Annotated in this window: 25 protein-coding genes; 11 read left to right on the forward strand and 14 right to left on the reverse strand. The window is 67.7% G+C overall.

Features of this window, described 5'->3' with window-relative positions:
* The first annotated feature begins 19 nt into the window (after positions 1-19).
* From proC to NO878_RS03080, 3 genes are read left to right on the forward strand one after another with little or no spacing between them, the layout of a single operon-like run.
* Positions 20-799, forward strand: a complete 780-nt coding sequence (gene proC, locus NO878_RS03070; protein WP_256404489.1) for a pyrroline-5-carboxylate reductase — start codon at positions 20-22, stop codon at positions 797-799.
* A complete protein-coding gene (gene proB, locus NO878_RS03075) occupies positions 792-1,631 on the forward strand; it encodes a glutamate 5-kinase (RefSeq protein ID WP_256404490.1) in 840 nt (279 codons plus the stop codon). The genes proC and proB overlap by 8 nt, the downstream gene beginning before the upstream one ends.
* The gene (locus tag NO878_RS03080; RefSeq protein ID WP_256404491.1) at positions 1,624-2,970 is read left to right on the forward strand and encodes a glutamate-5-semialdehyde dehydrogenase; all 1,347 of its coding nucleotides are present in this window, start codon (positions 1,624-1,626) and stop codon (positions 2,968-2,970) included. The genes proB and NO878_RS03080 overlap by 8 nt, the downstream gene beginning before the upstream one ends.
* Positions 2,971-3,005: 35 nt before the next feature.
* Here the strand turns inward: NO878_RS03080 and NO878_RS03085 are convergent, their stop codons facing one another.
* The 5 genes from NO878_RS03085 to NO878_RS03105 all read right to left on the reverse strand — a co-directional run bounded on the left by NO878_RS03085 (position 3,006) and on the right by NO878_RS03105 (position 7,096).
* Positions 3,006-3,695 carry a TVP38/TMEM64 family protein gene (locus NO878_RS03085; protein WP_256404492.1) on the reverse strand — a complete coding sequence of 230 codons (690 nt, stop codon included), beginning with the start codon at positions 3,693-3,695 and terminating at the stop codon, positions 3,006-3,008.
* A gap of 76 nt (positions 3,696-3,771) precedes the next feature.
* Positions 3,772-4,737 (reverse strand): C-terminal binding protein, encoded by a 966-nt coding sequence (locus NO878_RS03090; protein ID WP_256404493.1) that lies wholly within the window; start codon positions 4,735-4,737, stop codon positions 3,772-3,774.
* An 85-nt stretch (positions 4,738-4,822) separates the two neighbouring features.
* Positions 4,823-5,602 (reverse strand): enoyl-CoA hydratase/isomerase family protein, encoded by a 780-nt coding sequence (locus NO878_RS03095; protein WP_256404494.1) that lies wholly within the window; start codon positions 5,600-5,602, stop codon positions 4,823-4,825.
* 160 nt (positions 5,603-5,762) lie between these two features.
* Positions 5,763-5,975, reverse strand: coding sequence for a YgaP family membrane protein (locus NO878_RS03100; RefSeq protein WP_256404495.1), 213 nt, complete (start codon positions 5,973-5,975; stop codon positions 5,763-5,765).
* A 182-nt stretch (positions 5,976-6,157) separates the two neighbouring features.
* Positions 6,158-7,096 carry a thiamine-phosphate synthase family protein gene (locus tag NO878_RS03105; protein ID WP_379823848.1) on the reverse strand — a complete coding sequence of 313 codons (939 nt, stop codon included), beginning with the start codon at positions 7,094-7,096 and terminating at the stop codon, positions 6,158-6,160.
* Positions 7,097-7,208: 112 nt separating this feature from the next.
* Here NO878_RS03105 and NO878_RS03110 point away from each other — a divergent pair, with 112 nt between their 5' ends.
* From NO878_RS03110 to NO878_RS03120, 3 genes are all read left to right on the forward strand, one after another.
* On the forward strand, positions 7,209-7,769 hold the full coding sequence (locus NO878_RS03110) for a Mov34/MPN/PAD-1 family protein (RefSeq protein ID WP_256404497.1): 561 nt from the start codon (positions 7,209-7,211) through the stop codon (positions 7,767-7,769).
* A 65-nt stretch (positions 7,770-7,834) separates the two neighbouring features.
* A complete protein-coding gene (locus NO878_RS03115; protein ID WP_256404498.1) occupies positions 7,835-8,266 on the forward strand; it encodes an acyl-CoA thioesterase in 432 nt (143 codons plus the stop codon).
* Positions 8,267-8,395: 129 nt separating this feature from the next.
* Positions 8,396-10,024, forward strand: a complete 1,629-nt coding sequence (locus tag NO878_RS03120) for a long-chain fatty acid--CoA ligase (RefSeq protein WP_256404499.1) — start codon at positions 8,396-8,398, stop codon at positions 10,022-10,024.
* Here NO878_RS03120 and NO878_RS03125 read toward each other — a convergent pair.
* The 3 genes from NO878_RS03125 to NO878_RS03135 all read right to left on the reverse strand — a co-directional run bounded on the left by NO878_RS03125 (position 10,021) and on the right by NO878_RS03135 (position 12,744).
* Complete coding sequence (locus NO878_RS03125; RefSeq protein WP_256404500.1) at positions 10,021-10,758, reverse strand: hypothetical protein; 738 nt, start codon at positions 10,756-10,758, stop codon at positions 10,021-10,023. The two genes, NO878_RS03120 and NO878_RS03125, sit on opposite strands and share 4 nt — an antisense overlap.
* Before the next feature lie 15 nt (positions 10,759-10,773).
* Positions 10,774-12,006, reverse strand: coding sequence for an iron-containing alcohol dehydrogenase (locus NO878_RS03130; protein WP_256404501.1), 1,233 nt, complete (start codon positions 12,004-12,006; stop codon positions 10,774-10,776).
* Positions 12,007-12,072: 66 nt separating this feature from the next.
* A complete protein-coding gene (locus NO878_RS03135; protein ID WP_256404502.1) occupies positions 12,073-12,744 on the reverse strand; it encodes a TIGR00266 family protein in 672 nt (223 codons plus the stop codon).
* 125 nt (positions 12,745-12,869) lie between these two features.
* Between NO878_RS03135 and NO878_RS03140 the strand changes: the two genes are divergently transcribed.
* Positions 12,870-13,493, forward strand: a complete 624-nt coding sequence (locus NO878_RS03140; protein WP_256404503.1) for a ferredoxin--NADP reductase — start codon at positions 12,870-12,872, stop codon at positions 13,491-13,493.
* On the opposite strand, the gene NO878_RS03145 is transcribed toward NO878_RS03140, so the two are convergent.
* From NO878_RS03145 to NO878_RS03155, 3 genes are all read right to left on the reverse strand, one after another.
* Positions 13,494-15,497: an AMP-binding protein gene (locus NO878_RS03145; RefSeq protein ID WP_256404504.1), complete on the reverse strand. Its 2,004-nt coding sequence runs from the start codon at positions 15,495-15,497 to the stop codon at positions 13,494-13,496.
* 67 nt (positions 15,498-15,564) lie between these two features.
* Positions 15,565-16,356, reverse strand: a complete 792-nt coding sequence (locus NO878_RS03150) for an inositol monophosphatase family protein (protein WP_256404505.1) — start codon at positions 16,354-16,356, stop codon at positions 15,565-15,567.
* A 60-nt stretch (positions 16,357-16,416) separates the two neighbouring features.
* The gene (locus NO878_RS03155; protein WP_256404506.1) at positions 16,417-17,193 is read right to left on the reverse strand and encodes an SDR family NAD(P)-dependent oxidoreductase; all 777 of its coding nucleotides are present in this window, start codon (positions 17,191-17,193) and stop codon (positions 16,417-16,419) included.
* Between the two features lie 137 nt (positions 17,194-17,330).
* Between NO878_RS03155 and NO878_RS03160 the strand changes: the two genes are divergently transcribed.
* The 3 genes from NO878_RS03160 to argH all read left to right on the forward strand — a co-directional run bounded on the left by NO878_RS03160 (position 17,331) and on the right by argH (position 20,247).
* Positions 17,331-17,918: a DUF7978 family protein gene (locus NO878_RS03160; RefSeq protein WP_256404507.1), complete on the forward strand. Its 588-nt coding sequence runs from the start codon at positions 17,331-17,333 to the stop codon at positions 17,916-17,918.
* A gap of 85 nt (positions 17,919-18,003) precedes the next feature.
* The gene (kce, locus tag NO878_RS03165) at positions 18,004-18,939 is read left to right on the forward strand and encodes a 3,5-dioxohexanoate:acetyl-CoA acetone transferase (RefSeq protein ID WP_256404508.1); all 936 of its coding nucleotides are present in this window, start codon (positions 18,004-18,006) and stop codon (positions 18,937-18,939) included.
* Positions 18,940-18,990: 51 nt separating this feature from the next.
* Positions 18,991-20,247, forward strand: coding sequence for an argininosuccinate lyase (gene argH / locus NO878_RS03170; RefSeq protein WP_256404509.1), 1,257 nt, complete (start codon positions 18,991-18,993; stop codon positions 20,245-20,247).
* Position 20,248: 1 nt separating this feature from the next.
* On the opposite strand, the gene NO878_RS03175 is transcribed toward argH, so the two are convergent.
* Entirely contained in the window at positions 20,249-20,491 is a 243-nt protein-coding gene (locus NO878_RS03175) for a DUF7120 family protein (RefSeq protein ID WP_256404510.1), read from the reverse strand.
* Between the two features lie 103 nt (positions 20,492-20,594).
* Between NO878_RS03175 and NO878_RS03180 the strand changes: the two genes are divergently transcribed.
* The gene (locus NO878_RS03180; protein ID WP_256404511.1) at positions 20,595-21,914 is read left to right on the forward strand and encodes a cbb3-type cytochrome c oxidase subunit I; all 1,320 of its coding nucleotides are present in this window, start codon (positions 20,595-20,597) and stop codon (positions 21,912-21,914) included.
* Positions 21,915-21,931: 17 nt separating this feature from the next.
* On the opposite strand, the gene NO878_RS03185 is transcribed toward NO878_RS03180, so the two are convergent.
* Positions 21,932-22,516, reverse strand: coding sequence for a DUF7998 family protein (locus NO878_RS03185; RefSeq protein ID WP_256404512.1), 585 nt, complete (start codon positions 22,514-22,516; stop codon positions 21,932-21,934).
* Positions 22,517-22,540: 24 nt separating this feature from the next.
* Complete coding sequence (locus NO878_RS03190; RefSeq protein WP_256404513.1) at positions 22,541-22,894, reverse strand: hypothetical protein; 354 nt, start codon at positions 22,892-22,894, stop codon at positions 22,541-22,543.

Below are 22,894 nucleotides of genomic sequence, written 5' to 3' on the forward strand. Positions count from 1 at the left end.
CGTCTAGAGGACGTACGACATGACTACCGTGAGCGTCATCGGGTGTGGCCACATGGGCGGAGCCTTGGTGAAGGGGCTCTCCCGGGCCGACACCCACAGGGTGACCGCGTGTGATCTGGACACGGACGCCCTCGAAGCCATCGAGCCGTACTGTGCGGAGACGACGTCGGACGTCGCGGCGGCGACGGCCGACGCGGACGTGGTGTTCGTCGCCGTGAAACCGGACGTGGTGGGCGCCGTCCTCGGTGATCTCGATCTCTCTGCGGACCAGACGCTCGTCACCATCGCGGCCGGCGTCCCGCGGTCGTTCGCCGCCGAACACACCGACGCGACGGTCGTTCGCCTCATGCCCAACCTCGCCGCCGAGACGGGCACGATGGCCGCGGCGGTGAGTTGGGACACCCCCGATGCGGACGTCAGCGCGGTCCTCGACGCGCTCGGCGAGTTCGTGGTGATCGACGAGGACCTGATGGACGTGGCGACGGCGCTCAACGGGAGCGGCCCGGCCTTCGTCTACTATCTCATCAAGTCGATGCAGGAGGGTGCCGTCGCCGAGGGAATGGCTCCCGGGGACGCCCGGACGCTCGCCGCCCAGACGTTCAAGGGTGCCGCCGAGACGGTCCTCCGGTCCGAGGAGTCCCTCGACGACCTGATCGACGCCGTCGCGACCGAGGGGGGCACGACCATCGAGGGTATGGAGGTGCTGTGGGACAGCGACGCCGACGCCGTCGTCGGCGACGCCGTACACGCGGCGGCCGACCGCTCCCGCGAACTGTCCAGCGGGTTCGACGATGAATGAGGTCGTCGAGTCGGCGGCCGTCGAGCGGGCACGAGGGCTCGCGGCCAACGCCACGCGCGTCGTCGTCAAGGCCGGAACGAACTCTCTGACCGACGACGAGTCGAATCTCGACGACGAGAAACTCGACAAACTCGTCGACGATATCGAGGATCTGCGCTCCCGCGGCAAGGAGGTCATTCTCGTCTCCTCCGGCGCTATCGGTGCCGGCATGGGGCGGATCGACTACCCGTCCGAGACGGTCGAGGAGTCACAGGCGCTCTCGACGGTCGGCCAGAGCCACCTGATGCGGCGGTACACGGAGAGCTTCGAGCGCTACGGCCAGACGGTCGCCCAGATCCTCCTGACGGATCACGACCTAGAGGACCCCGAGCGGTTCACCAACTTCCGAAACTCCATCGAGACGCTCCTCGACTGGGGCGTCGTCCCGATCATCAACGAGAACGACGCCGTCGCGACCGAGGAGATCCGGATCGGCGACAACGACATGCTCGCTTCTTCGGTCGCCGTCGGCGTCGACGTTGACCTACTGGTGACACTCACCGACGTCGACGGGGTCTACACCGGGAATCCGAAAGCCGACGCCGACGCAGAGCGGATCGAAGCCGTCGGGCGTAACTACGCCGAGGTGCAGGAACTCATCGCCGGCGGGTCGAGTGACGGGATCGGATTCGGCGGTATCCGGACGAAGGTCCAAGGCGCACGCAAGGTGAGCGAACACGGCGCGCCCGCCATCATTGCCGGGTCGACCGAGCCGAACGTGCTCGAACGAATCGCTACTGGGAAATCCGTGGGGACGATATTCGTCCCCGTGAACGGAGTCATCGATGACTGAGCAAGCCAAATCTACCGAGCAGAAGGTTACGGAGGCACAGGCCGCCGCGCTCGACCTGGCGAACGTCGACGACGACGTGCGGAGCGACACCCTCCGGGCGGTCGCCGACGCCATCGACGCGAACCACGAGCGCATCCTCGACGCCAACGCGAAGGACGTGCAGGCGGCCGAGGAACTGCTCGAAGCCGGCGAGTACAGCCAGGCGCTGGTCGACCGCCTCGACCTCTCGCCGTCGAAACTCGACGATATCACCGAGATGGTCCGGAGCGTCGCCGCCCAGGCGGACCCCCTGGGCCGGACGCTGGAATCCCGCCGACTCGACGAGGACCTCGAACTCTACAAGGTGGGCGTCCCCATCGGGGTCATCGGCACCGTCTTCGAATCCCGGCCGGACGCGCTCGTTCAGATCGCCGCGCTCAGCCTCAAATCCGGCAACGCCGTCATCCTGAAAGGCGGGAGCGAGGCGAGTCACTCCAACCGCGTGCTGTACGAGATCATCGCGGAGGCGACGGCCGACCTGCCCGACGGCTGGGCACAACTCATCGAGGCCCGAGAGGACGTGACGACGCTTCTCGGGATGGACGACGCCGTCGACCTGCTCATGCCCCGTGGAAGCTCCGAGTTCGTCAGCTACATCCAGGACAACACGAGTATTCCCGTCCTCGGCCACACCGAGGGCGTGTGTCACGTCTTCGTCGACCGCGCGGCCGACCTCGAGATGGCCGCGGACGTCGCCTTCGACGCCAAGGTGCAGTATCCCGCGGTGTGCAACGCCGTCGAGACGCTCGTGGTCCACGAGGCCGTCGCCGACGAGTTCCTGCCCGGGATGGTCGAGCGCTACCGCGAGGCGGGGGTCACGCTCCGTGGCGACGCCCCGACCCGCGAGGTTGTCGACATCGACCCCGCGACCGACGAGGACTGGTCGACCGAGTACGGCGACCTCGAACTCTCGATCAAGATTGTCGACTCCCTCGCGGCCGCCGTCGATCACGTCAACGCCCACGGCTCGAAGCACACGGAGTCCATCGTGACCACGGACGCCGACCGCGCGGGCACCTTCATGCGGAGCGTCGACGCCGCGAGCGTCTTCCACAACGCCTCGACGCGCTTTGCGGACGGCTACCGCTTCGGCCTCGGCGCCGAGGTGGGCATCAGCACGGGGAAGATCCACGCCCGCGGCCCCGTCGGCCTCGAAGGTCTCACCACCTACAAGTACCACCTCGAAGGCGACGGGCAACTCGTCGCCACCTACAGCGGCGAGGGCGCGAAGCCCTATCTCCACGAGGAGTTCGACGGCGAGTGGCGTCCCGGTCGGCTCTCGGACGCCGACACGGAGTGACACGGACGGCGCGCCACACGCGGTGACGCCTCGTCTCAGGGGAGCAGGTCGTCGAGTGTGTCCGCGATCCGATCCCGCCACAGGTAGGCGACGACGGCGAGAGCGGTGACGACGCCGAACAGGACGGCAGCCCGGCGGAGTTCGCCCGCTGCCACGAGACCACCGAGGACGTTGGCGAGGAAGAACGCGGGTGCCCGGCCAACCACCGCGACGACGACGAGTTTGCGGAGGGGAATCTTGGTCAACCCGCCGACGAAACAGAGCGCATCGTCCGGGAGTCCGGGGATCAAAAAGAGGACGAACAGGGCAGGGAGGCCACGCCGCTCGACTAGCCCGTCGAACCGCTCCAGAACCGGCGCGTGGACCACGCGTTCGACGTACCCACGGCCGAACCGGCGCGACAGCCAGAAGGCGACCGCACTGCCCAGACCGATGCCGACGACGTTGAACAGCGTCCCCCACCACGGGCCGAAGAGGTAGCCGGCGACGACCGCAAGCACCTGTCCGGGGATCGGCGCCAGAACGACTTGGAGAACTTGGAGGACGACCAGGGCGACGGGCGCCAGTGCTCCGAACCCACGGACGAACGCCCGGAGTGTCGCGGCGTCGGTCAGAATCCACAGTCGGTCGCGAACCAGAACGGTCACCGTCGCGAGCGCGAGGCCGCCGACGAGAAGGGACGCGAGCGTGCGCCGACGCGCCTGCTTCGAGGCGAAGAGTCTCACGATCCACCCGCTGTCGGCCGGCGCTCCTCTCCCCACCTCTCTCCCACGGACCCGACCGGCCGCCCCTCCGACCCGCTCACTCCGCCCCGGATACGTCGTTTACTGGATTTCGGGGCATGGCGCCCTGCAAGATGTCTCGCAGGTCTTCGGTGACCGTCCGGCGCATGGTCGCCATCGACTCCTCGGAGTACCAGGCGACGTGTGGCGTGTAGACGACCGATTCGTGCTCGATGGGCGGGATTCGATCCGGCGGCTCCTCGGGCAACACGTCGAGACCCGCGCCGGCGATTTCCCCGTCCTCGACCGCCTCGCCGAGGGCGTCGATATCGACCAGCGGCCCCCGGGCGGTGTTGATCAGAATCGCGTCCTCGCGCATCCGCTCGAAGGCCGCCGCGTCGATGAGGTGGTGCGTCTCCTCGGTGAGTGGCGCGTGGACCGACACGTACTTCGAGCGCTCCAGGAGGGTGTCGAGGTCGACCTTCTCGGCGTCTGCGGCCTCGACCGCCGCGGCGTCGACGTAGGGGTCGTAGACGAGAACGTCGAGGTCGAAGCCAGCGACGAGTTCCCGCAGGCGCTGTGGGAGTTTGCCGAAGCCGACGAGACCGAGCGTCGACCCGGTGAGACGATGCATTGGTTTGCCGCCGGTCCAGTCCCACTCCCCGCCCTTGATCGCCCGGTCGTAGCTGGGGACCTTGCGGATGCAGGCGAGGAGGAGTGCGAGCGCGTGCGTTGGCACCTCCTCGATACAGTAGTCGGGCACGTTCACCACCGGGACGCCGTGCTCGGTGGCGGCGTCGAGGTCGACGGAGTCGACACCGATACCGTACCGGCCGACGGCCTGGAGGTCGAGCGCCTCGAACACCGCCTCGGTAATCTCTGCGTACTGCACCAGGAGTGCGTCGGCGTCCTCGGCGGCCTCGATTACCTCCTCGGGGGTTCGGGCGTACTCCCCCCGAAGCTCCACGTCGGCGTCCTCGAGGGCCGTTCGCTCTATCGACAGGTCGGGGAAGTCGTAGTCGGTGACGACGATCCGGTAGGTCATCGTTCGGCGTGGGTCGCGGTATCCACATAAACGTCCCGCCGCGGGCCCCGTCTCGGGCGTCACACCCGCCGACTCGCGACAGCGGTCACCCCTCGTTGAACTCGTCGATGAGGCGGGCACGCTCGGCCGTGGTGAACTGCTCCCACCAGACGGCAGCCTCGTGTTCGCGCGCCGTGTCGGGGTCGGTCGCGTTCACGCCGCCGTTGATCGCCCGCTTCGAGTGTTTGACCGCACTCTGTCCCGTGTGTTGGATCGAATCGACGACGTCGTCGACGGCGTCGTCGAGATCCGACCGGGGGACGACCCGATTGAGGAAGCCGGCGTCCCGGGCCGCTGCGGCGTCGATCAAGTCTGCCGTGTAGACGAGTTCCTTCAGTTTGGCCTCGCCGATCAACTGCGCGAGGCGGTATGTCGACCCGCCGCTCGGCACCATTCCGATGTCGGTCGTCGGGACGCCGAACTCGGCGTCGTCGACGGCGATCCGCAGGTCACAGAAGGCCGCCAGGATGAGGCCGCCACCGACACAGTAGCCGTTGATCTTGGCGATAGTCGGTGGGTGGAGGTCGTACAGCGCCCGATAGACGTCCTCGTAGAGGAAGCGCTGGCGGTCTTTCTGTCGCGGGTCGTGGGCGGCGGCGTCGCCCGCGTACTCCTCGATATCGGCACCGGCACAGAAGGCGTCGGTCCCCTCGCCGGTGACGACCACGACGTCGATGTCGCGGTCGAGTTGGATCTCGGTGAACGCACGTGCCAGATCAAGTGACACCTCGGTGCTCAGGGCGTTGTACTTCTCCGGGCGGTGGAACGTGACCGTCGCGACGCCGTCGTCGACGGTCACGGAGATGCTCTCGTAGGCGCCGTACATGGTGTGACGAACTCCCAAACCGGGCTTAAATCCCGGGGACCACGAACGCCGAACGGCCCACCGCACCTCGCGCCGCCCTCATACGGATTTTGTAACTGTTTACTGGTGGGTCGCTGGACCGTCTCGACGACCCACCGATAATTACTTACAACAACCTGTATCACTCGTCGGTCGTATCGATCCCGAGGACCGCGTTCAGACCACAGAAACAGGTCACGGCGTTGAAGCCGAAGCCGAGTGCTCCCGCCGCGGCGAGGACTCCGGTCGTTCGCTTACCGCCTCTGAGGGCGCCGATGGCGACGACGGTGAGTACCGCCGCGAAAAGCGCCCGCACGAGTCTGTCGCGACCACCCACGTTCTTCTCGGTACGCATAGTCGACGGTGGGGGTCGAACGTCTATGAACGTTTGGCCCCCACCCACCGTCACCTACTCCGGGCGTGATCTCCCACGCCAAATCAGGTCACACAACGACCGCGTCGTGATCCTTGGCGGGACGTTCACGCCGGTCTACAACGGGCATCGGGCGGTCTTGGACCACACGGTTCGGACGTCGGTCAGGCCGGGGCGCCGTCATCGCGTTCGGCCCCGGCCGCGGCGATCAGGTTGGCCGCCGTTTTGACCGCGTCGACCGCGCTCTCTCCGAGAACGTAGGTAATCGGTTCGATGCCGAACGCGCCCTCGTGGTAGAGGACGCGGGGAACGCCCGCCGCGAACAGGTCGTCCAGTCGGGCGCGGCGGTCCTCGTACGCGGCGTCGAACGCGACGGCGTCGACCGAGTCGGGCACCGCCGCGAGGAGGGTATCGCTCGTCGCTAGGTTGATCGCACCCCGGATCGCCGGGTCGGCGGCCGTGGCGGCAAGCAGGGTCGTCGACACGTGCTTGGAGGCGCCAAACTCCGGGTTCGCGGGGACGTTGACCCCGCCACGCATCGCGTGGAGGCGCCCGGGAACGGCCGCGACGTCGGTCTGGTCGGTCGCGTCGGGCAGTGACATCGCCACGTTCGTCCCGACGTTCGGGACGTGCGCGGCCGCCTCCGGCGTGTTGGCAAAGCGCCTGACTGCTCGGCGCACGTTCGAGAGGGTCTCCCGTTCGGCCTGGACCGCCCGGTCGCGGCCGCGGACACAGAGATCACACCCCATGCCCGCCAGCGCGGGCATCTCCTCCTCGTGGATCGCACAGATCGGTCCCCGGTCCTCGAACTCACGGACCAGTTCCATGAGTTCCGCCAGCGCCTCGTAGTCGTCCATCCGGCCCGTCTCGAAGCCGTCAGCGATCCGCTCGACCGTCGCCCGCATCCGTGGGTGCTCGACGAGCCGCTCCTCGCCGTCCGACTCGCCGGCGAGATACTGACTCACGGCCGCCTGCGAGACGCCGAGGCGGTCGGCGACCTCGCGCTGTGCGAACCCGCGATCCGCGAGTTCGGCCGCGAGCATCGACCGCACCGTCGGCAGGAAGCGCTCGACGACGATCTCGCTCGGCAACTGCACCGTCACGGTACCACCGTCCGTGCGCGTGCCATATCCACACCCTCGTAGTCGCCCGGTTTATATGCTGGTGACCGGCGTCGCCCGGAATCCTTAGGGGGGGACGGACCCGAATCAGGGTATGCGCCTGTTCCGGTCGAGTGAACTCCTCGGCATCGCCCGCGAGACGCTGGAGTTCGTCCGCGAAGCCAGCGAGGAGAGCCACCCAGACGAGTACATGGGATTTCTCCGCGCCGAGGACGCCCGGAAACTCGGTCTCGACCGGTCGGGACAGGTTATCACCGACGTGTTGGTCATTCCTGGCACCACCTCGAACCCCGTCAGCGCGACAGTGAAAACGAGCATGAAACCGAACGACGTGCAGTCGGTGGGGTCGGTCCACTCACACCCGAACGGCGCTCTCCGGCCGAGTTCGGCCGACCTATCCACCTTCGGCCAGGGCGATGTCCATATCATCGTCGGCGCGCCGTACGGCCCCGACGACTGGCGTGCCTTCGACAACCGAGGCGAACCGACCACGCTCGACGTACTCGACATCGAACTTCCCGAGGAGCGCTTTTTCGACTTCACACAGGAGGATATCGACGCCGAACTGGTCGACGAGGGGCGGCGACGGGGCGTGGTCGATCACGAGCCCTACGATGACGACGACGATGGCGGCCTGCTGTCGTGGCTCCGCTGACTCCGGTCGGCCCCGTCAGCGGCGACACCCCCAAGCGGGTCCAACGCGAAGGTACCTCTACTCCGATGCCGATCACAGTGCTCGACTCCTACGTCGAGTCGACCGAGCGAATCCAGCCGAATCAGGCAAACAACTACGGAAACACACACGGCGGGGAGGTGGTTCGGCTGATGGACGAACTGGCTGCCATCGCGGCGATGACCGTCGCGGGAGAGACCTGTGTCACAGCCCACATCGGGAGCGTCGACTTCCGGACCCCGATTCCGGTCGGCCACGTCGCGGTCCTGTCCGCGTACGTCTACGAAACCGGTAGCAGCAGTCTCGAAGTGCGGGTCGACGTGGAGAGCCGCGACCCGCGCGAGGAGGAGACCACACAGACCACGTCGGCGTGTTTCACCATGGTCGCCGTCGACGAGGACGGCGATCCGGTCGACGTGCCGGCGGTCGTCCCGCGAACCGACCGCGGCGAACGGTTGGTCGACGCCGCCCCCTGCTGACCCGATCCGACGGCTCGTTCGACCCGGCCGTCAGCCGTCGTCCGCCGAGCTATTGACCGACGCCAGGGACCTGTGCCGGATCGGGGACGGGGTGACAGGCTTTATCGGTGTCGTGTCGGACGTTTCTGTATGGCTGGACAGACGCTCCGTCCGTTCCTGACGCGGGCGGCGACGCTGTATCCGGATCGGGCGGTCGTCGCACGGACGGGCGATGGCATCGACCGGGATACGTACGCGGGCTACGCCGACCGGGTGCGGCGACTGGCGAGCGCCCTGCGGGCGGTGGGCATCGACCGCGGTGATCGCGTCGCGACCCTCTGTTGGAATCACGATAACCACTTCACGGCCTACTTCGCGGTGCCCGACCTCGGCGCACAACTCCACACCATCAATCCGTTACTCCCGGCCGATGACGTGCAGCGTATCGTCGCGGAAGCGGGGGACCGCCTGCTGTTCGTCGATCCCTCGCTGGTCGACACGCTCCGTGACGCCTACGCCCCCGACGCCTTCGCGAGCGTCGAACGGGTGGTCGTCGTCGGCGCGGACGCTCCGGACCTCCCGCTCCCGACGACGACTCTCACCGACTTCGTCGCCGACCACGGCGGTGACTACGACCCGCCGACCCTCGACGGTGACGACCCCGCCGGCCTGTGTTACTCCTCGGGGACGACCGGCGATCCGAAGGGGGTCGCGTACACCCAGCGGATGCTCTGGAGTCACACGATGGCGATCATGACGCCCATGGGTCTGGACATCGCCGACGCCGACGTCGTCATGCCCGTCGTTCCGATGTTTCACATCAACGCCTGGGGACTCCCCTACGCGGCGACGGCGGCGGGGGCAAAGCAGGTCTACCCCGGTCCCTCACCCGACCCCGCGGATCTGGTCGGCCTGATCGAACGCGAGGGCGTCACCCTCACCGCGGGGGTACCAACCGTGTGGCTCGGCGTCCTCGAGTACCTGCAGGACCACGACGCCGACCTCTCGACGCTCTCCCGAATCGTCGTCGGGGGGGCGGCGCCGCCGGAACGGCTGATCCGCGCGTTCGACGACCGGGGTATCGAGGTGGTCCACGGGTGGGGAATGACCGAGACGGCGCCCGTCGGCGCCGTCTCCCACCTCAAACCCGGCCTCCGGGACGCGGACTACGAGACGCAGTTGGCCAAACGCAAGAAGCAAGGGCTGATCCTCCCGGGACTGGAGTTCGAGGTGGTCGACGACGACGGCGACACCGTGCCCCACGATGGCGAGGCGATGGGCGAACTCCGGGTGCGCGGCCCCTGGGTCGCCGAGGGGTACGTCGACGGCGACGACGGCGCCTTCGACGGGTCGTGGCTCCGCACCGGCGACGTCGTCACCGTCGATCCCGACGGCTACGTCGAACTCGTCGACCGGGCCGCGGACGTGATCAAGTCCGGTGGGGAGTGGATCTCCTCACAGGCGGTCGAGAACGCTATCATGAGCCACGAGGCGGTGAGCGAGGCGGCGGTCGTCGGCGTTCCCCACGAGCGATGGGGGGAGCGGCCGGTCGTCTACGTCGTCGCCGACGCCGACCGCGACGAGGACGACCTGATCGCCGCGGCCGCCGACCGCGTCCGCCGGGAGTTCCCCGACTGGTGGGTGCCCGACCAGTTCAGGTTCGTCGAGTCGGTGCCCAAGACCGCGACCGGCAAGTTCGCGAAGACGGCGCTCCGGGAGCGCCGGGATGAGCCCCTTTCGGGGCCGGTCGCGGCCGATCCACCGAACGACGACGCCTAACCGACGAGCAGGAGGACGCCGAGGGCGGCGGCGAACAGACCCACGAGCAGTCCGGCGACCGACGTCTTCGACAGTCGGAGGAGCGCTCGGGCGGGCGAGCCATCGACGGCGACCAGCGGGTCGACGCGGCCGTCGGCAACGCGCCCGACGACGGTCACCGTCTCGCCGGGCGAGAGGCGGTGTTCGCTGTACCGGCGCGTGCCGAGCGAGAGCGCGCGGGCGAGTGGGGCAAGCGCCGCCGGCGGCGACCGGTATCCCGAGTCGGGCGCCAGCCCGTCGGTGCGACGCTCGTAGCGGGCGATCCGATCCGGCAGTGTGTCCGCCGGCCCGACCGTGGCGACGACGGTCGGATCGAGGACGACGGTCCGGGTCGGCGCGTCGACCGGGACGGCCGCGTGAGGCGTCCGCAGGACGAACGGGCGGCTCTGCGACGGATCGTGAATCGTCACGTCGGTGGGGAAGAGAAACGAGCCGAGGCGTCGCTCCTCGACCGACGCCCGGAGGGTAACGCAGTCGACGCCGCTGAACGGCGCTTCGATCAGGTCGCCGTCGGCCTCGACGGTACCCGTGAGACGGACGAGCGAACCCTCCATGTCGTCGATCCGCGACACTGTCGCCACACGCAGGAGGGCGCTCGACCGCCAGACGTACCGCAGGCTAACGAGCGTGATCAGCAGGCCGATAGCGAGCATCACGAGACCGAACAGTGAGGAAGCGGGGAAACTGATGGCCATAGCGTGACGGGAGGATTAGGAACGACGCGGGCTGTCGGGGGCGAGTGCGTCGTCGTAGATGGTGAGATAGAGGTCAGCAATCTCGTCACGGGTGGGTTTCCGAGGGTTGTTCTCGGGCGATCCGGAGTCGATGGCGTCCTGTGCCATCTCGTCGACCACGTCGAGGTACTCCTCGCGGGTGGGCACCTCGCCGAAGTCGTCGAGGTAGCCGGTGAGATCCAGGTCGGCACAGAGGTCGAGTACGCCGTCGGCGGCGGCGTCGGCGGCCGTACGGGTCGAGTCGTCCGCGTCGGCGGCGTCGAGGATCCGCGCGATTTCGGCGTACTTCTCGGGGGCGGCCATCGCAGAGAAGTCGACGACGTAGGGGAGAATGAGTCCGTTTGCGAGTCCGTGAGGGATGTGGAGTTGTGCGCCGAGGGGACGAGCGAGGCCGTGGACCAGCGCTACGGAGGCGTTGGTAAACGCCTGGCCGGCCTGGAGTTGCCCGACCATCACGTCGGCGCGGGCGTCGAGGTTGTCGCCGTTGGCCCACGCGACCGGCAGCGAGCGGGCGATGCGCTCCATGGCCTCCTCGGCGTAGCCGTCGGGCACGCTGTAAGATTTCACCGAGACGTAGGCCTCGATGGCGTGAGTCAAGGCGTCGATGCCCGTAAAGGCCGTATGGCTCTTGGGAAGTGACTGCGTGAGGACGGGGTCTTCGATGGCCACGTCGGGGACGACGTTCGCGGAGACGATGAGGAACTTCGTCGACGTGGACTCGTCGCTGACGACGACCGAGCGGGTCGCCTCACTCCCCGTGCCGGCGGTGGTGTTGACGGCGACGAGCGGCGGGGTGGGGTTGGGGACGCCCTCGTAGCCGGCACGGTCGACGCCGAACTCGCGGATCGGCCCTTCGTTGGTCGCGAGAATGCCGACCCCCTTGCCCGTGTCGATGGAGGAGCCGCCGCCGAGGGTGACGATCATGTCACAGTCCTCGCGTTCGTAGCGCGCGTGGGCGCTCTCGATGTTTTCGACGGTTGGATCGGGGCGGACGTCCGTGTACACCACCGGATCGACGCCCACCGTCTCCAGTTGGTCGATCACTCTGTCGCCGTGGAACTCGAAGATCTGTTCGGTGGCGACGACGAGAGCGGTGTTACCGTACCGCGCGGCGTGCCCGCCGAGAGCTTCGACCGCTCCAGCCCCGAGTTCGATCCGGCCGGGCGAGACGACCGTCCGCGTCTCGCTTGCGAGTACCGTATCGTGCATGGCACACCCACAGTCGGCCCTGGCGGTCTTATACCTCGGGGTCGGGACGGGGGGTCTCGCGGGCGATCAGTTGCTCGGCATGCGTGGCTGGAGGACCGAGACGAAAGCGTCCAGGTCGCGGGTCTGGTACCACGCCGTCCCGGGGCCGGTGAACTCGAAGACGAGTCCCTCGCCGCCAAGCACCGCCGATTTCAGACTCCCGACGCTCCGCGTCTCGAAGTCGACGCTGTCGTCCCACGCCACGAGGTGTTCGTTGTCGAGCACGTACGACTCCCCGGCGTCGAGGTCGAGGCGTTCGAGGCCGCCGTAGGCATCGACGAAGGCCGTGCCCGTCCCTTTCAGCGCGAGGGGTGTCAGGCTGGCCTCCCCGAGCATCGACTTCAGCCCGCCGAGTTCGCTGTCGATGTCCACTCCGGGCGTCGCGGCGAGAAAGGCCCCGTCGGTGGTGTACAGCGTCTCGTCGTCGAGTTCGTGTTCCATCACGTCGCCGGGCGTCGAGGGGGCAAGCGTCACCGTCCCCGAGCCACCCTCGGCGACAAACTCGTTTGCGAACATGGACTCACCGCCGAGCATCGACTTCGCGGAACTGAGCAGGCCGTCACGGCTGGTCGATGTCTCGACGGCGACGTTCGACGAGTGGCCGACCATCGCTCCGGGTTCCGCGACGACGGACTCCCCCGCGTCGAGTTCGACTGTCAGATGTGTGTACGACGGTCGGTGTGTGAATTCGGTATTCATGGATGACACCTTATCGACATACGCGTCCAGGAGGCTCATAACTCCTGTCCAGTGTCTCAGTGTCGGAGTCACGATACCGGTCCCGTCGGCCAAGGTTTATCCACGCCGACCGCGGTTCCACGAGTATGCCACAGGTCACGGTCGAAGCCGTCGAGTCGGTCGGCGAGCGGACGGTCGCGCTGGAACTGCGGACGCCCGACGGGTTCGACGCCGCCCCCGGACAGTTCCTCTTGGTCCGGGCGACCGTCGACGGGGTCGAAGAGTCCGGATACTACACGCTCTCCTCGCCGGAGACCGAGGAGCGAATGGAGGTAACCGTCGAGTACGTCCCCGAGGGAACCCTCGCCCCGTGGCTCGCCGAGCGAACCCCCGGCGACACGGTCGAAATCGAGGGTCCCTTCGGTGACGTTCGCTACACCGGAGACGGGCCGGCAGTCGTCCTCGCCGAGGGACCGGGCATCGGCCCGGCGGTTGGCATCGCCGAACGCGCCCGAGAGAACGGCCACGACGCCACTATCGTCTTCTGGGGACAGGACCCACCCCATCGGAATCGGCTGGACGCCCTCGAAGCCGACGGCGCGACGGTCATGCTCGTCGAGGCCCTCGACGAGGCGACGGACACCCTCGCGGCCGCCGCCGACGCGACGGTGTACGTCTTCGGCTTCGAGTCGTTCGTCAGAGACGCAAAGACGGTTGCCGAGGCCGTCGGCGTCGACGACCTTCGGGCCGAGAGCTTCGGGCCGCGGTAGCTACCGCGCGTTCTCGATTTCCGCTAGCGCGTCGGGGTTCTCGATGCTGCTCATATCGCCGAGTTCCTCGCCCCGGTGGACGGCCTCGATGGCCCGGCGGATGATCTTCCCGCTCTGGGTCTTGGGGAAGGTGTCGACGAATCGGACCTCGCGGGGGCGGAACGGCTTGCCGAGTTCCGTGCCGACCGTCTCCCGAATAGCCCCGCGCAGGTCGTCGCTCTCCGTCTCATCGGCTTCGAGGACGGCATAGAGGACGACCGCCGTCCCGGTCGTGTCGTCGGCGGCGCCGATGGCGGCGGCCTGGTTGACCGCCGGGTGTTCCATCGCGGCGCCCTCGACTTCCGCCGGCCCGACCTTCCGGCCCGCGACGTTGAGAGCGTCGTCGGCGCGGCCGTGCAGGAACCAGAAGCCGTCTTCGTCCTTCTGGGCCCAGTCGCCGTGGTCCCACAGGCCCTCCCAGGTGCTCCAGTACTCCTCCAGATAGCGCTCGTCGCCGCTCCACAGTGACTTCGTCATGCTCGGACAGGAGTCACGGGCAACGAGAAAGCCCCGCTCGTGTGCGTCGGCGATGGACTCTCCCTCGCGGTCGACGATGTCGATGTCCATCCCCAGCCCCGGTCCGCCGAGGGTGCAGGGCTTGAGCGGATTGATCGGCATGGGCATCAGAAAGCAGCCCATGATCTCGGTCCCTCCGGAGATGTTGATGATCGGCGTGTCGCCGCCGCCCACCTCCTCGTAGAACCAGAGCCACGATTCGGGGTCCCAAGGCTCGCCGGTCGACCCTAGGACGCGAAGCGTCGAGAGGTCGTGGCCCTCGACCCACTCGTCGCCCCGCTTGCGGAGCGCCCGAATCGCCGTGGGCGAGATGCCAAACTGCGTGATGCCGTGGTCGTCGATCATCCGCCAGAATCGATCCGGCTCCGGGTGGTCCGGTGCCCCTTCGTACATGAAGACCGTGCCGCCGTGAGCGTGGGTGCCCAACAGGGTCCACGGTCCCATCATCCAGCCGATGTCGCTGACCCAGAAAAATCGGTCGGCGGGCTTGAGATCCATCCCGAAGTACACCTCCTTTGCCGCTTGGAGAAGTGCGCCGGCGTGGGTGTGGACGATGCCTTTCGGCCGCCCGGTCGTCCCCGAGGAGTACAGCAGCATCGACTCCTGGTTCGCGTCGAGGGATTTCGTCTCGTAGTCGTCGCTGGCCTCGCCGACTGCCTCGCTCCAGTGTTCGTCCCGGTCGTGCCACGGGATCGACCCGTCGCTCGCGAGGCCGAGGCGGTCGTAGACGACGACGTGTTCGACGTGGCCCGCCTGGTCGATGGCCTCGTCGGCCGTCGCCTTCAGTCGGACGTGGTCGCCCCGGCGATAGAAGCCGTCGCCCGTGAACAGGACGCTTGCTTCGGCGTCGTCGATACGGGTGGCCGTGGCGTCGACACCGAACCCCGAGAACACCGGGACGGCGACGGCACCCACCTTGAAACAGCCATAGAGGATGGCGATCACCTCGGGTACCATGGGCATATAGAGCGCGACGGTATCGCCCGTGCCGACCCCTCGGGATTCCAGGTAGTTCGCCACGCGGTTGGCCTCGCGGTGGAGTTCGTGATAGGTGAGTTCCCGCACGTCGCCCGGTTCCCCCTCCCAGATGCAGGCGACCGTGTTGCGGGTCTCGGCGTCGGGGGCGGCGTGCCGGTCGAGGACGTTGTGAGCGGCGTTGAGGCGGGCACCGGGGAACCACTCGGTGAACTGCGGGCCTGCGGCGTCGTTGCGGACCGCGTCGTACCTTTCGTCGAACTCGATTCCGAGGTAGTCGACGAGTTCGTCCCAGAACCAGTCGACGCCGGACCGTGGCTCACCCGGGACTTCCGAGGTGGTCCGCTCGATCAACGCCTCGTAGTCGTCGATGTCGTACGCCCGCATGAACTCGTGGACGTTGGTCGATTCGACGAACTCCCGGGAGGGTCGATGAACCACCCCGTCCGTCCGCGTTTCGCGTTCCGGAGCCATGCCCCGAACTGGCACGCCGGACGCTAATAGATGTTCGTGTCGAACTTCGCCGACGGCGACCCGCCGATCACAACACCGCGAGCAGGGCGTCGTGAATCCGGCCGTTCGAGGCGACGAGGCCCTCGCTCCGTGGCGTCCACGGGTCGCCGTCGAGGTCCGTCACCGTCCCGCCGGCGCGCTCGATCAGATGGACGCCAGCGACGGTGTCCCACGGGTGGGCTTCGGTGACGCCGACGGCGGCATCGAGGTGGCCGCCGGCGACGAGCGAGAGCGTCGTTTGTGCCGATCCGAAGCGGCGGACATCGCCCACGTGCGGGGAGAGCGCCCCGAGGAGCGAGCCGTACACCCCGTCTCCCGTGTACCGAAGCGTCGGGGCGACGATGCTCGCTTCGAGGCTCGACGCGTCGCTGACCGTTACCGAGTCGCCGTCGTCGACCGGGCCGTCCGGCTGGTACGTGGTCCGAATCACGTCGTCAGTTCCGGCGTGGTACTCGTCGCCGAGCATCGGGAGGCAGTTGGCGGCCGCGACGGGATCTCCGTCCACCACGACCGCGACGCTCGTCGCCCACAGCGGGATGTCCCGAACGTAGTTCGTCGTGCCGTCGATCGGGTCGACGATCCACGCCGTCTCGTCCGCCTGCAGGCGCTTGCGGCCGTCGCCCTCCTCGCCGACGACGGGGTCGTCGGGATACTCCTCGGCGAGGAACTCGACAATGCGTTCCTGGGTACGCCTATCGGCCTCGGTGACGAAGTCGGTCGCCGAGTCCTTCGTCTCGACGTCGAGTCCGGTGCGAAACAGTTCCGCCGCGAGGGCCGCACCGGCGCGGGCCGCCCGGACGGCCGTGATCCGTCGATCCATGGCGTCAGCGTACCGCACGCGCTGACAAGAGCGGTTCGGTTCGGACGGGCCACACCGTCGCTATTCGCTTCCGAACGCGTCGGCGGTGAAGCCGTCGTCGACGGTCAGCACGCTCCCCGTGGTGTAGGTGGCCGCGTCGCTGGCGAGGTAGATTGCGGCGCCGACGATTTCCTCGGGGTCGGCCATTCGGCCGTGGACCGTCCGGCGAGTGATCTCTCGGTTCCGCTCGGTCCCCTCGTCGTACGTCCCCGTCGTCTGCTCGGAGCGGACGAATCCGGGTTTGATCGCGTTGACCCGGATCTCGGGGCCGAGTTCCTTCGCGGCCACCCGAGTGAACGAGTCGATCCCACCTTTCGCGGTCGTGTACGGCACGAGATTCGGGATCGCCGTCTGGTTCGAGATCGAAGAGATGGGGATGATCGACCCCTCGTCCATCCGCTCGGCGGCACTCTGAACCGCGCGGTAGGTGCCGTCGAGTTGCACGTCGAAGACCCGCTCCCAGTCCGCCTCGGTGCCGTCCGCGATGGTCGTCCGCGAGATGTAGCTCTGGGAGGTGACGAGGATATCGATCCCACCGAGACCGTCGACCACGGCATCGAACATCGCGTCGATACTCTCAGGCTCGGTCACGTCGCAGGTCACCTCGACGGTCTCGGCGCCGAGATCGCGGAGGTCGGCCGCCGTCTCTGCGACCCGGCGTTCCGTTCGGCTCGTCGCCACCACGTCCGCGCCGTCGGCCGCGAAGCCACGCGCCAGCGCGCCACCGATGCCGCTCGTGCCACCGATCACGACCGCTCGCTTCCCCTCGACCGTCACGGGTGTGTGTTCGTAGGTCACGAGAGGCCGGTCGGCGGTCGAGACCTTAGCCGTTGTCCCCGCGCCCCGCCTGCCCGGTTCCGAGGCCGATTTCGATCAGTGCGGTCACAGGAGCGGCACACCGGAAGCCTCATCTCATGTGGATGACTCTCACACATATGTCCTCGTCAGTCGATACCGGCGACCTGCCGCTCGTTGAGGGTGTCGTCGCCGGCGCCGCCGCCTGGATCGTCGGCTACCTGCTCACGGCGCTGGTCGTCCTCGCCCGTCTCGACAGGTCCGAACTGGGCGATATTTCCGACAACGTCGGCGGCGGCAACAGCATCGACTTCATCGGCTGGGTGTTTTTCAACAGTCACTTCGTCGGCACCGTCGTCGAGGCTGGATTTCTCGGCTTTGGCGGGTCGAACACGACGTCGTTCGTCGGCGGGGACGGGTTCACGCCGCTCCTGTATCTGGTTCCGGTGGCGCTGCTGATCGGGGCGGGGCTGGCGGTCGGCCGCGCGCGAGGCGTCGCGGGGACGACCGACGGCGCAGTCGCTGGCTCTCTCGTCGTCCTGCCGTATCTGGCCCTGTCGATCATCGGCGCGATGCTGTTCCGTGTCTCGACCGAGGGGCTTGGCGCCAGCTTCAGCGGCCGGCCCGAACTCCTACCGGCGGTGTTGCTAGCTGGCGTCGTGTTCCCCGCGGTTCTCGGCGCACTCGGCGGCATCGTCGCCGGGAACACCGGTCCCGGACGGGCGTGAGCTTCGGTCCACGGAGACAGAATGCGGGGACGGGTCGTCGGAACGACCCCCTACACATATGCCGGCGGCGCCCCTCCGCGGTCGTATGCGCGAGTTCGACAAGACTGTCGTCTCCTGTGCGGTGACGGGAGCGATCCACACGCCGACCATGTCCCCGCACCTTCCGATCACCGCCGAGGAGATTGCCGCCGAGGCCGTCGCCGCCGCCGAGGCCGGGGCGAGTATCGTCCACGTCCACGTTCGCGACGAGGCGACCGGCGAACCGGTCACGGATCTCGACCTGTTCCGCGAGGTTGCCGAGACCGTCGCCGAGGGCTGTGACGCGATTGTCCAGCCGACCACCGGCGGCGCGCCGACAATGCCACCCGAAGAGCGCATCCAGGTCGTCCCCGAACTTGAACCCGAGATGGCCTCCTGTAACATGGGGTCGATCAACTTTGGCCTCTACCAGTTGGTCGAGAAGTACGACGAGTTCGAGTACGACTGGGAGCCCGAATATCTCGATGGCACCCGTGACCTCATCTTTCAGAACACCTTCGCTGATCTGGAGACTATCCTTCCAATCTTCGACGAACACGACACCAAGCCCGAACTGGAGGTGTACGACGTTGGCCACCTCTACAACGCGAAACACCTGGTCGACCGGGGGCTGGTGCAAACGCCGATACACATCCAGTTCGTCCTCGGCATCCACGGTGGAATCGGTGCGAGCGCGAAGAACCTGAACCACCTCGTGGACGTGGCCGAGGACCTCTTCGGCGACGACTTCACCTTCTCGGTCATCGGCGCCGGCCGCCACGAGTTCCCCCTCGGCACGCAGGCCGTCTCGATGGGGGGCCACGCCCGGGTGGGACTGGAGGATAACCTCTATCTCGAACGCGGTCGGCTGGCGGAGAGCAACGCCGAACTCGTCGAGAAGATGGTACGGCTCACCCGCGAGGTGGCGGGACGGGAGGTCGCCACCCCCGTCGAGACGCGGGAGTTGCTCGGACTGAAAGGGAAGTCGTCGACGGCGTTCTGATCCGCGGCGGCGGACGAAAACCCTTAGTACGGTCCTCGGACAAGCGGGGTCATGCTCTGGGAGAACACCGATCACTCGGCGAGCGAGGCGACACTCCAGTACACGATGGAGCCAAAGGAGTTCGAAAACCGGTTTCTCCCGTACGACGTCTTGACCAACCTCGCCCACGTGACGATGCTGAACCGGCAGGGGTTTGTCACCGACGACGAACTCACCGCGCTCCGGGCGGCGCTCACCGACCTCTACCGCGAGGCGCCGGCAGTCGAGGGTGAGGACGTCCACACCTTCGTCGAGGAGCGGGTGACCCAGCGCACCGAGGCGGGCAAGAAGATGCACCTCGCCCGGTCGCGCAACGATCAGGTTTTCGTCGACACGCGGCTGTTCATGAAAGACGCAGCTATCGACCTCGCCGACCGAATCCTGGGACTCGTCTCCGCTCTCGACACCTTCGCCGCCGAGAAGAACATGCTGATCCCGGGATACACACATCAGCAACAGGCTATGCCCTCCTCGACGGGACTGTGGGCGTCGAGTTACGCCGACGCACTCGTCGACGACCTGCGGTCGCTCAGGGCGACTTACCGCATCGTCGACTCGAACCCTCTCGGCGCCGCCGCCTCCTACGGCACTAGCCTCGATATCGACCGCGACCTGACCACCGAGTTGCTCGGGTTCTCCCAGAAACAGCACAACCCGATCTACTGCTCGAATCGCGGGAAACAGGAGTTACAGCTCCTCCAGACGCTCGATCTGGTTATGCTCGACATCCAGAAGCTCGCCGAGGATCTCATCAACTTCTCCGAGGACCAGCAGTTCTTCGCGTTGCCCGACGAGTACTGCACGGGGAGCAGCATCATGCCACAGAAGCGCAACCCCGACATCCTGGAGTTGGCGCGGGCGAAAGCCGAGGAGGTGTCCGCGAGCAAGGAGGCCGTCCGCCGCATCATCGGCAAACTCCCCAGCGGCTACAACCGCGACAGTCAGCGGACGAAAAAACACCTGCTCGAGAGCATCGATACGGTGCGGGCCACCGTCGACATTCTCACACCACTGATCGAGGACCTGGAACTCTCGGCGGAGTTCACCGTCGACGAGGGCATCTTTGCCGCCTACACCGCAAACCGGAAGGTCGAGGACGGGATGGCCTTCCGCGACGCCTACCACGAGGTCAAATCGACCGCCGAGTACGAGGTCAGCGACGACGTGGCCGAACCGGTGCGACAGCCGTTGGGCGACCTGCGGGCGTTCTGGAGCGACGAGCGCGAGGCGTTCGACCGAACGTCCGAGCGACTACTGGCCGCCGACTGATCTACAGCGTGTGTTCGTCGTCGGACTCGTTGCGGATGGCCGGGTCCTGCTGGTCGTCGACCACCTGCGTGAACAGGTCCTCGTCGGCCGTCTGGTTCGGGGAGTCGTCCGTGTTGTAGGCGGACACGCCGAGCGAGAGGAGTTCCTCAACGGCTTGGTCACGGTTGATGAACTCGCCTTCTTCGACGAGCTGTCTGATCTCGATGTCGACGTCGTCCGGCAGCGAAACTTCGGCGGAAGGCATACCGCTCACTGAGGCGCCCTCCGTGTTAAAAACCCGGTTTCGGCGGGTGGACACGAACACGTTCGGGGCGGAACCGAGGGACGCAAAGGGCGTACCGGTACGTATGGCTGCCGTACCCGACGACGTCGACACGGACACCCAGCCGCCGCTCTCGATCCCGCTCCGGCATTTCGTGGTCGCGCTGGCGTTCCTGCTAGCCGGCGGGGTCGTCGGAGTCGCGGACGGACTGGGCCTCGTGACCGGTTTCGCCCGTGCCGCCCACCTCCACCTGGTGCTCGTGGGCTTTGTCTGTCTCACTATCGCGGGCGCCATGACGCAGTTCGTCCCGGTGTGGTCGGGGACACACCTCCACTCGCATCGGCTGGCACGGGTACAGTTGTGGCTCCTTGCCGTCGGTCTCACCGGCATGGTCGGCGGGTTTCTGACCGCCCGGCTCGCGGCCCTTCCCGTCTTCGGGGCGCTGGTGCTCGCCGGCTTCTGGACGCTCGCGTACAACGTCGGCCGAACGCTCGCGGCGGCGCGCCCCTTCGACGTGACCGAGGGGCACTTCGCGGCGGCGCTTGGCTTTTTCGTCGTGCTGACGCCGCTCGGCCTCCTGCTCGCCGTCGGCTTCGTCGCGCGGCCGTTCGCCGCCCTGCCGGTCGCTCGTGGCGGCGTCGTCGCCGCTCACGCCACGCTCGCCGTCTTCGGCGCCGTCCTGACGACGGTCTACGGCGCGTTGTACCAGCTCGTTCCGATGTTCGGCCAGACGGAACTCCGGGGCGTCGATCACTGGTTCCGGCGGGTCGAGACGGCCGCCCACCCGACGGGCGTCGTCGTCCTCGCCGCCGGCCGTCTCGTCGGTGCCGCGGCGCTTGCCCGCGTCGGCGCCGCACTCCTGCTCGTCGGGTGTGCGGCCTTCCTCACCGTCCTCGTCCGCCTGCTCCTCGATGCCCGAGCCGACCGGACGCCGATGCTGACCCGGTACGCGCTTCTCGCACCGACCGGCCTCGCCTGGGCCGCCCTCACCACACCGGCGTGGCTTCGCGACCCGCTCGGGGTCGCCGTCCGATTCGGCGCCCCGAACACCACCCACCTGCTCGGCCTCGTCTTCCTTCTCGTACTCCTGGGGACCCTCTATCACATCGTCCCCTTCCTGGTCTGGGTCCACCGCTACAGCGACCGTCTCGGGTTCGAGTCGGTGCCGATGATTGACGACCTGTACGACGGCCGTCTGGCGACGGCCGACCTCGTCCTCGTCGTCGTCGGCGGCGGCCTCCTGATCGGTGGCGACCTGTTCGCCCGTCACCGCCTCGTCGTCGCCGGCGGTGCCGCCCTCGCGGTCGGACTCGCCGTCTTCGCGGCGAACCTGTCGCTCGTCCTGTGGCGCCACGCGCCGTCGTCGCTGGGCGACGGTGTGTTCGATCCGGCCGACGGCGACTAGCGGCCGCCGTCGGGCGGTCAGAACGGCGTCGACGGACCGTCTCCGTCGGCCGGCGTGTCGTCGGCGTCGCTCGCCGTCCCGGGACCGGACTCGCTCCCGTCACCCGGCACTGATCCCGAGTCGAGGTAGGCTGTTTCCATGTCTGCGAGGCGGTCGTTGATTCGGGCGCTCGATTCGTGCATCGGCGCGACCCTGACGCGCACGAGGTCGAACTCGTGGGACGGGCCGGCGTCGTCGGCGTTCCAAGCGCGAAACGACGCCGTTACGAGCGTGTCACTCTGCGGGCAGAACTCCGTCGTCGGCGTGAACTCCGCGCGGAGGACCGACGAGTCGTCGGTCTCGACGGCGTATCGGTAGCCCGCGTCCGGGTGTCGGGTGTCCAGGTTCAGGCGCGCGAGATTGTAGCCGAAGGTCACGTCGTAGACGGTGCGAGCCTCGAACCGGTCGCGGGTCAGCCGGTGGAAGGCGGCGTGCCGACGACCGGTCAGCACCTCGTGCCCGTCGAGGAACGAACCCGGGGCGGACAGAGCCTCGGGACGAAAGGTGTCGTAGTCGTCGAAGTCGTCGCTGTCGCTCGACCAAGGGCGCGGAACGAGGGGCATAGGTACCCTAAGCGTCCGCGTCACCTACGCCCCGTCCCGAACATCTTCGTCCGGGAGGAACAGCCGTCGAACCGTCTCGGGGGAGACTGATCCGTCGACTCTGTCGCCACCCTCGCAGTCGACCGCCGCCCGAGCGGGTGCGAGGACGCCCGCGGCGATCCGGCCGGCCATCGTCGCCACGACCTGCCGTTGGGCGGGCGAGAGGTCGTCGAGTCGTCCGAGCGCGGTCGCTAGTTCCCGGTCGGCGACCGCGACACCTCGCTCGCGCAGGCGCCGGTCGAGCGCCGCGGCGTCCGCTGGGGCGTCGTCACTCGCCTCGGCCGTGATCGAGCGGTCCTCCGGCCGCGCCGTGGCCTGACAGATTGGGGGCGTCGACAT

The sequence above is a fragment of the Haloplanus ruber genome, assembly GCF_024494725.1.
Lineage (GTDB): Archaea > Halobacteriota > Halobacteria > Halobacteriales > Haloferacaceae > Haloplanus > Haloplanus ruber.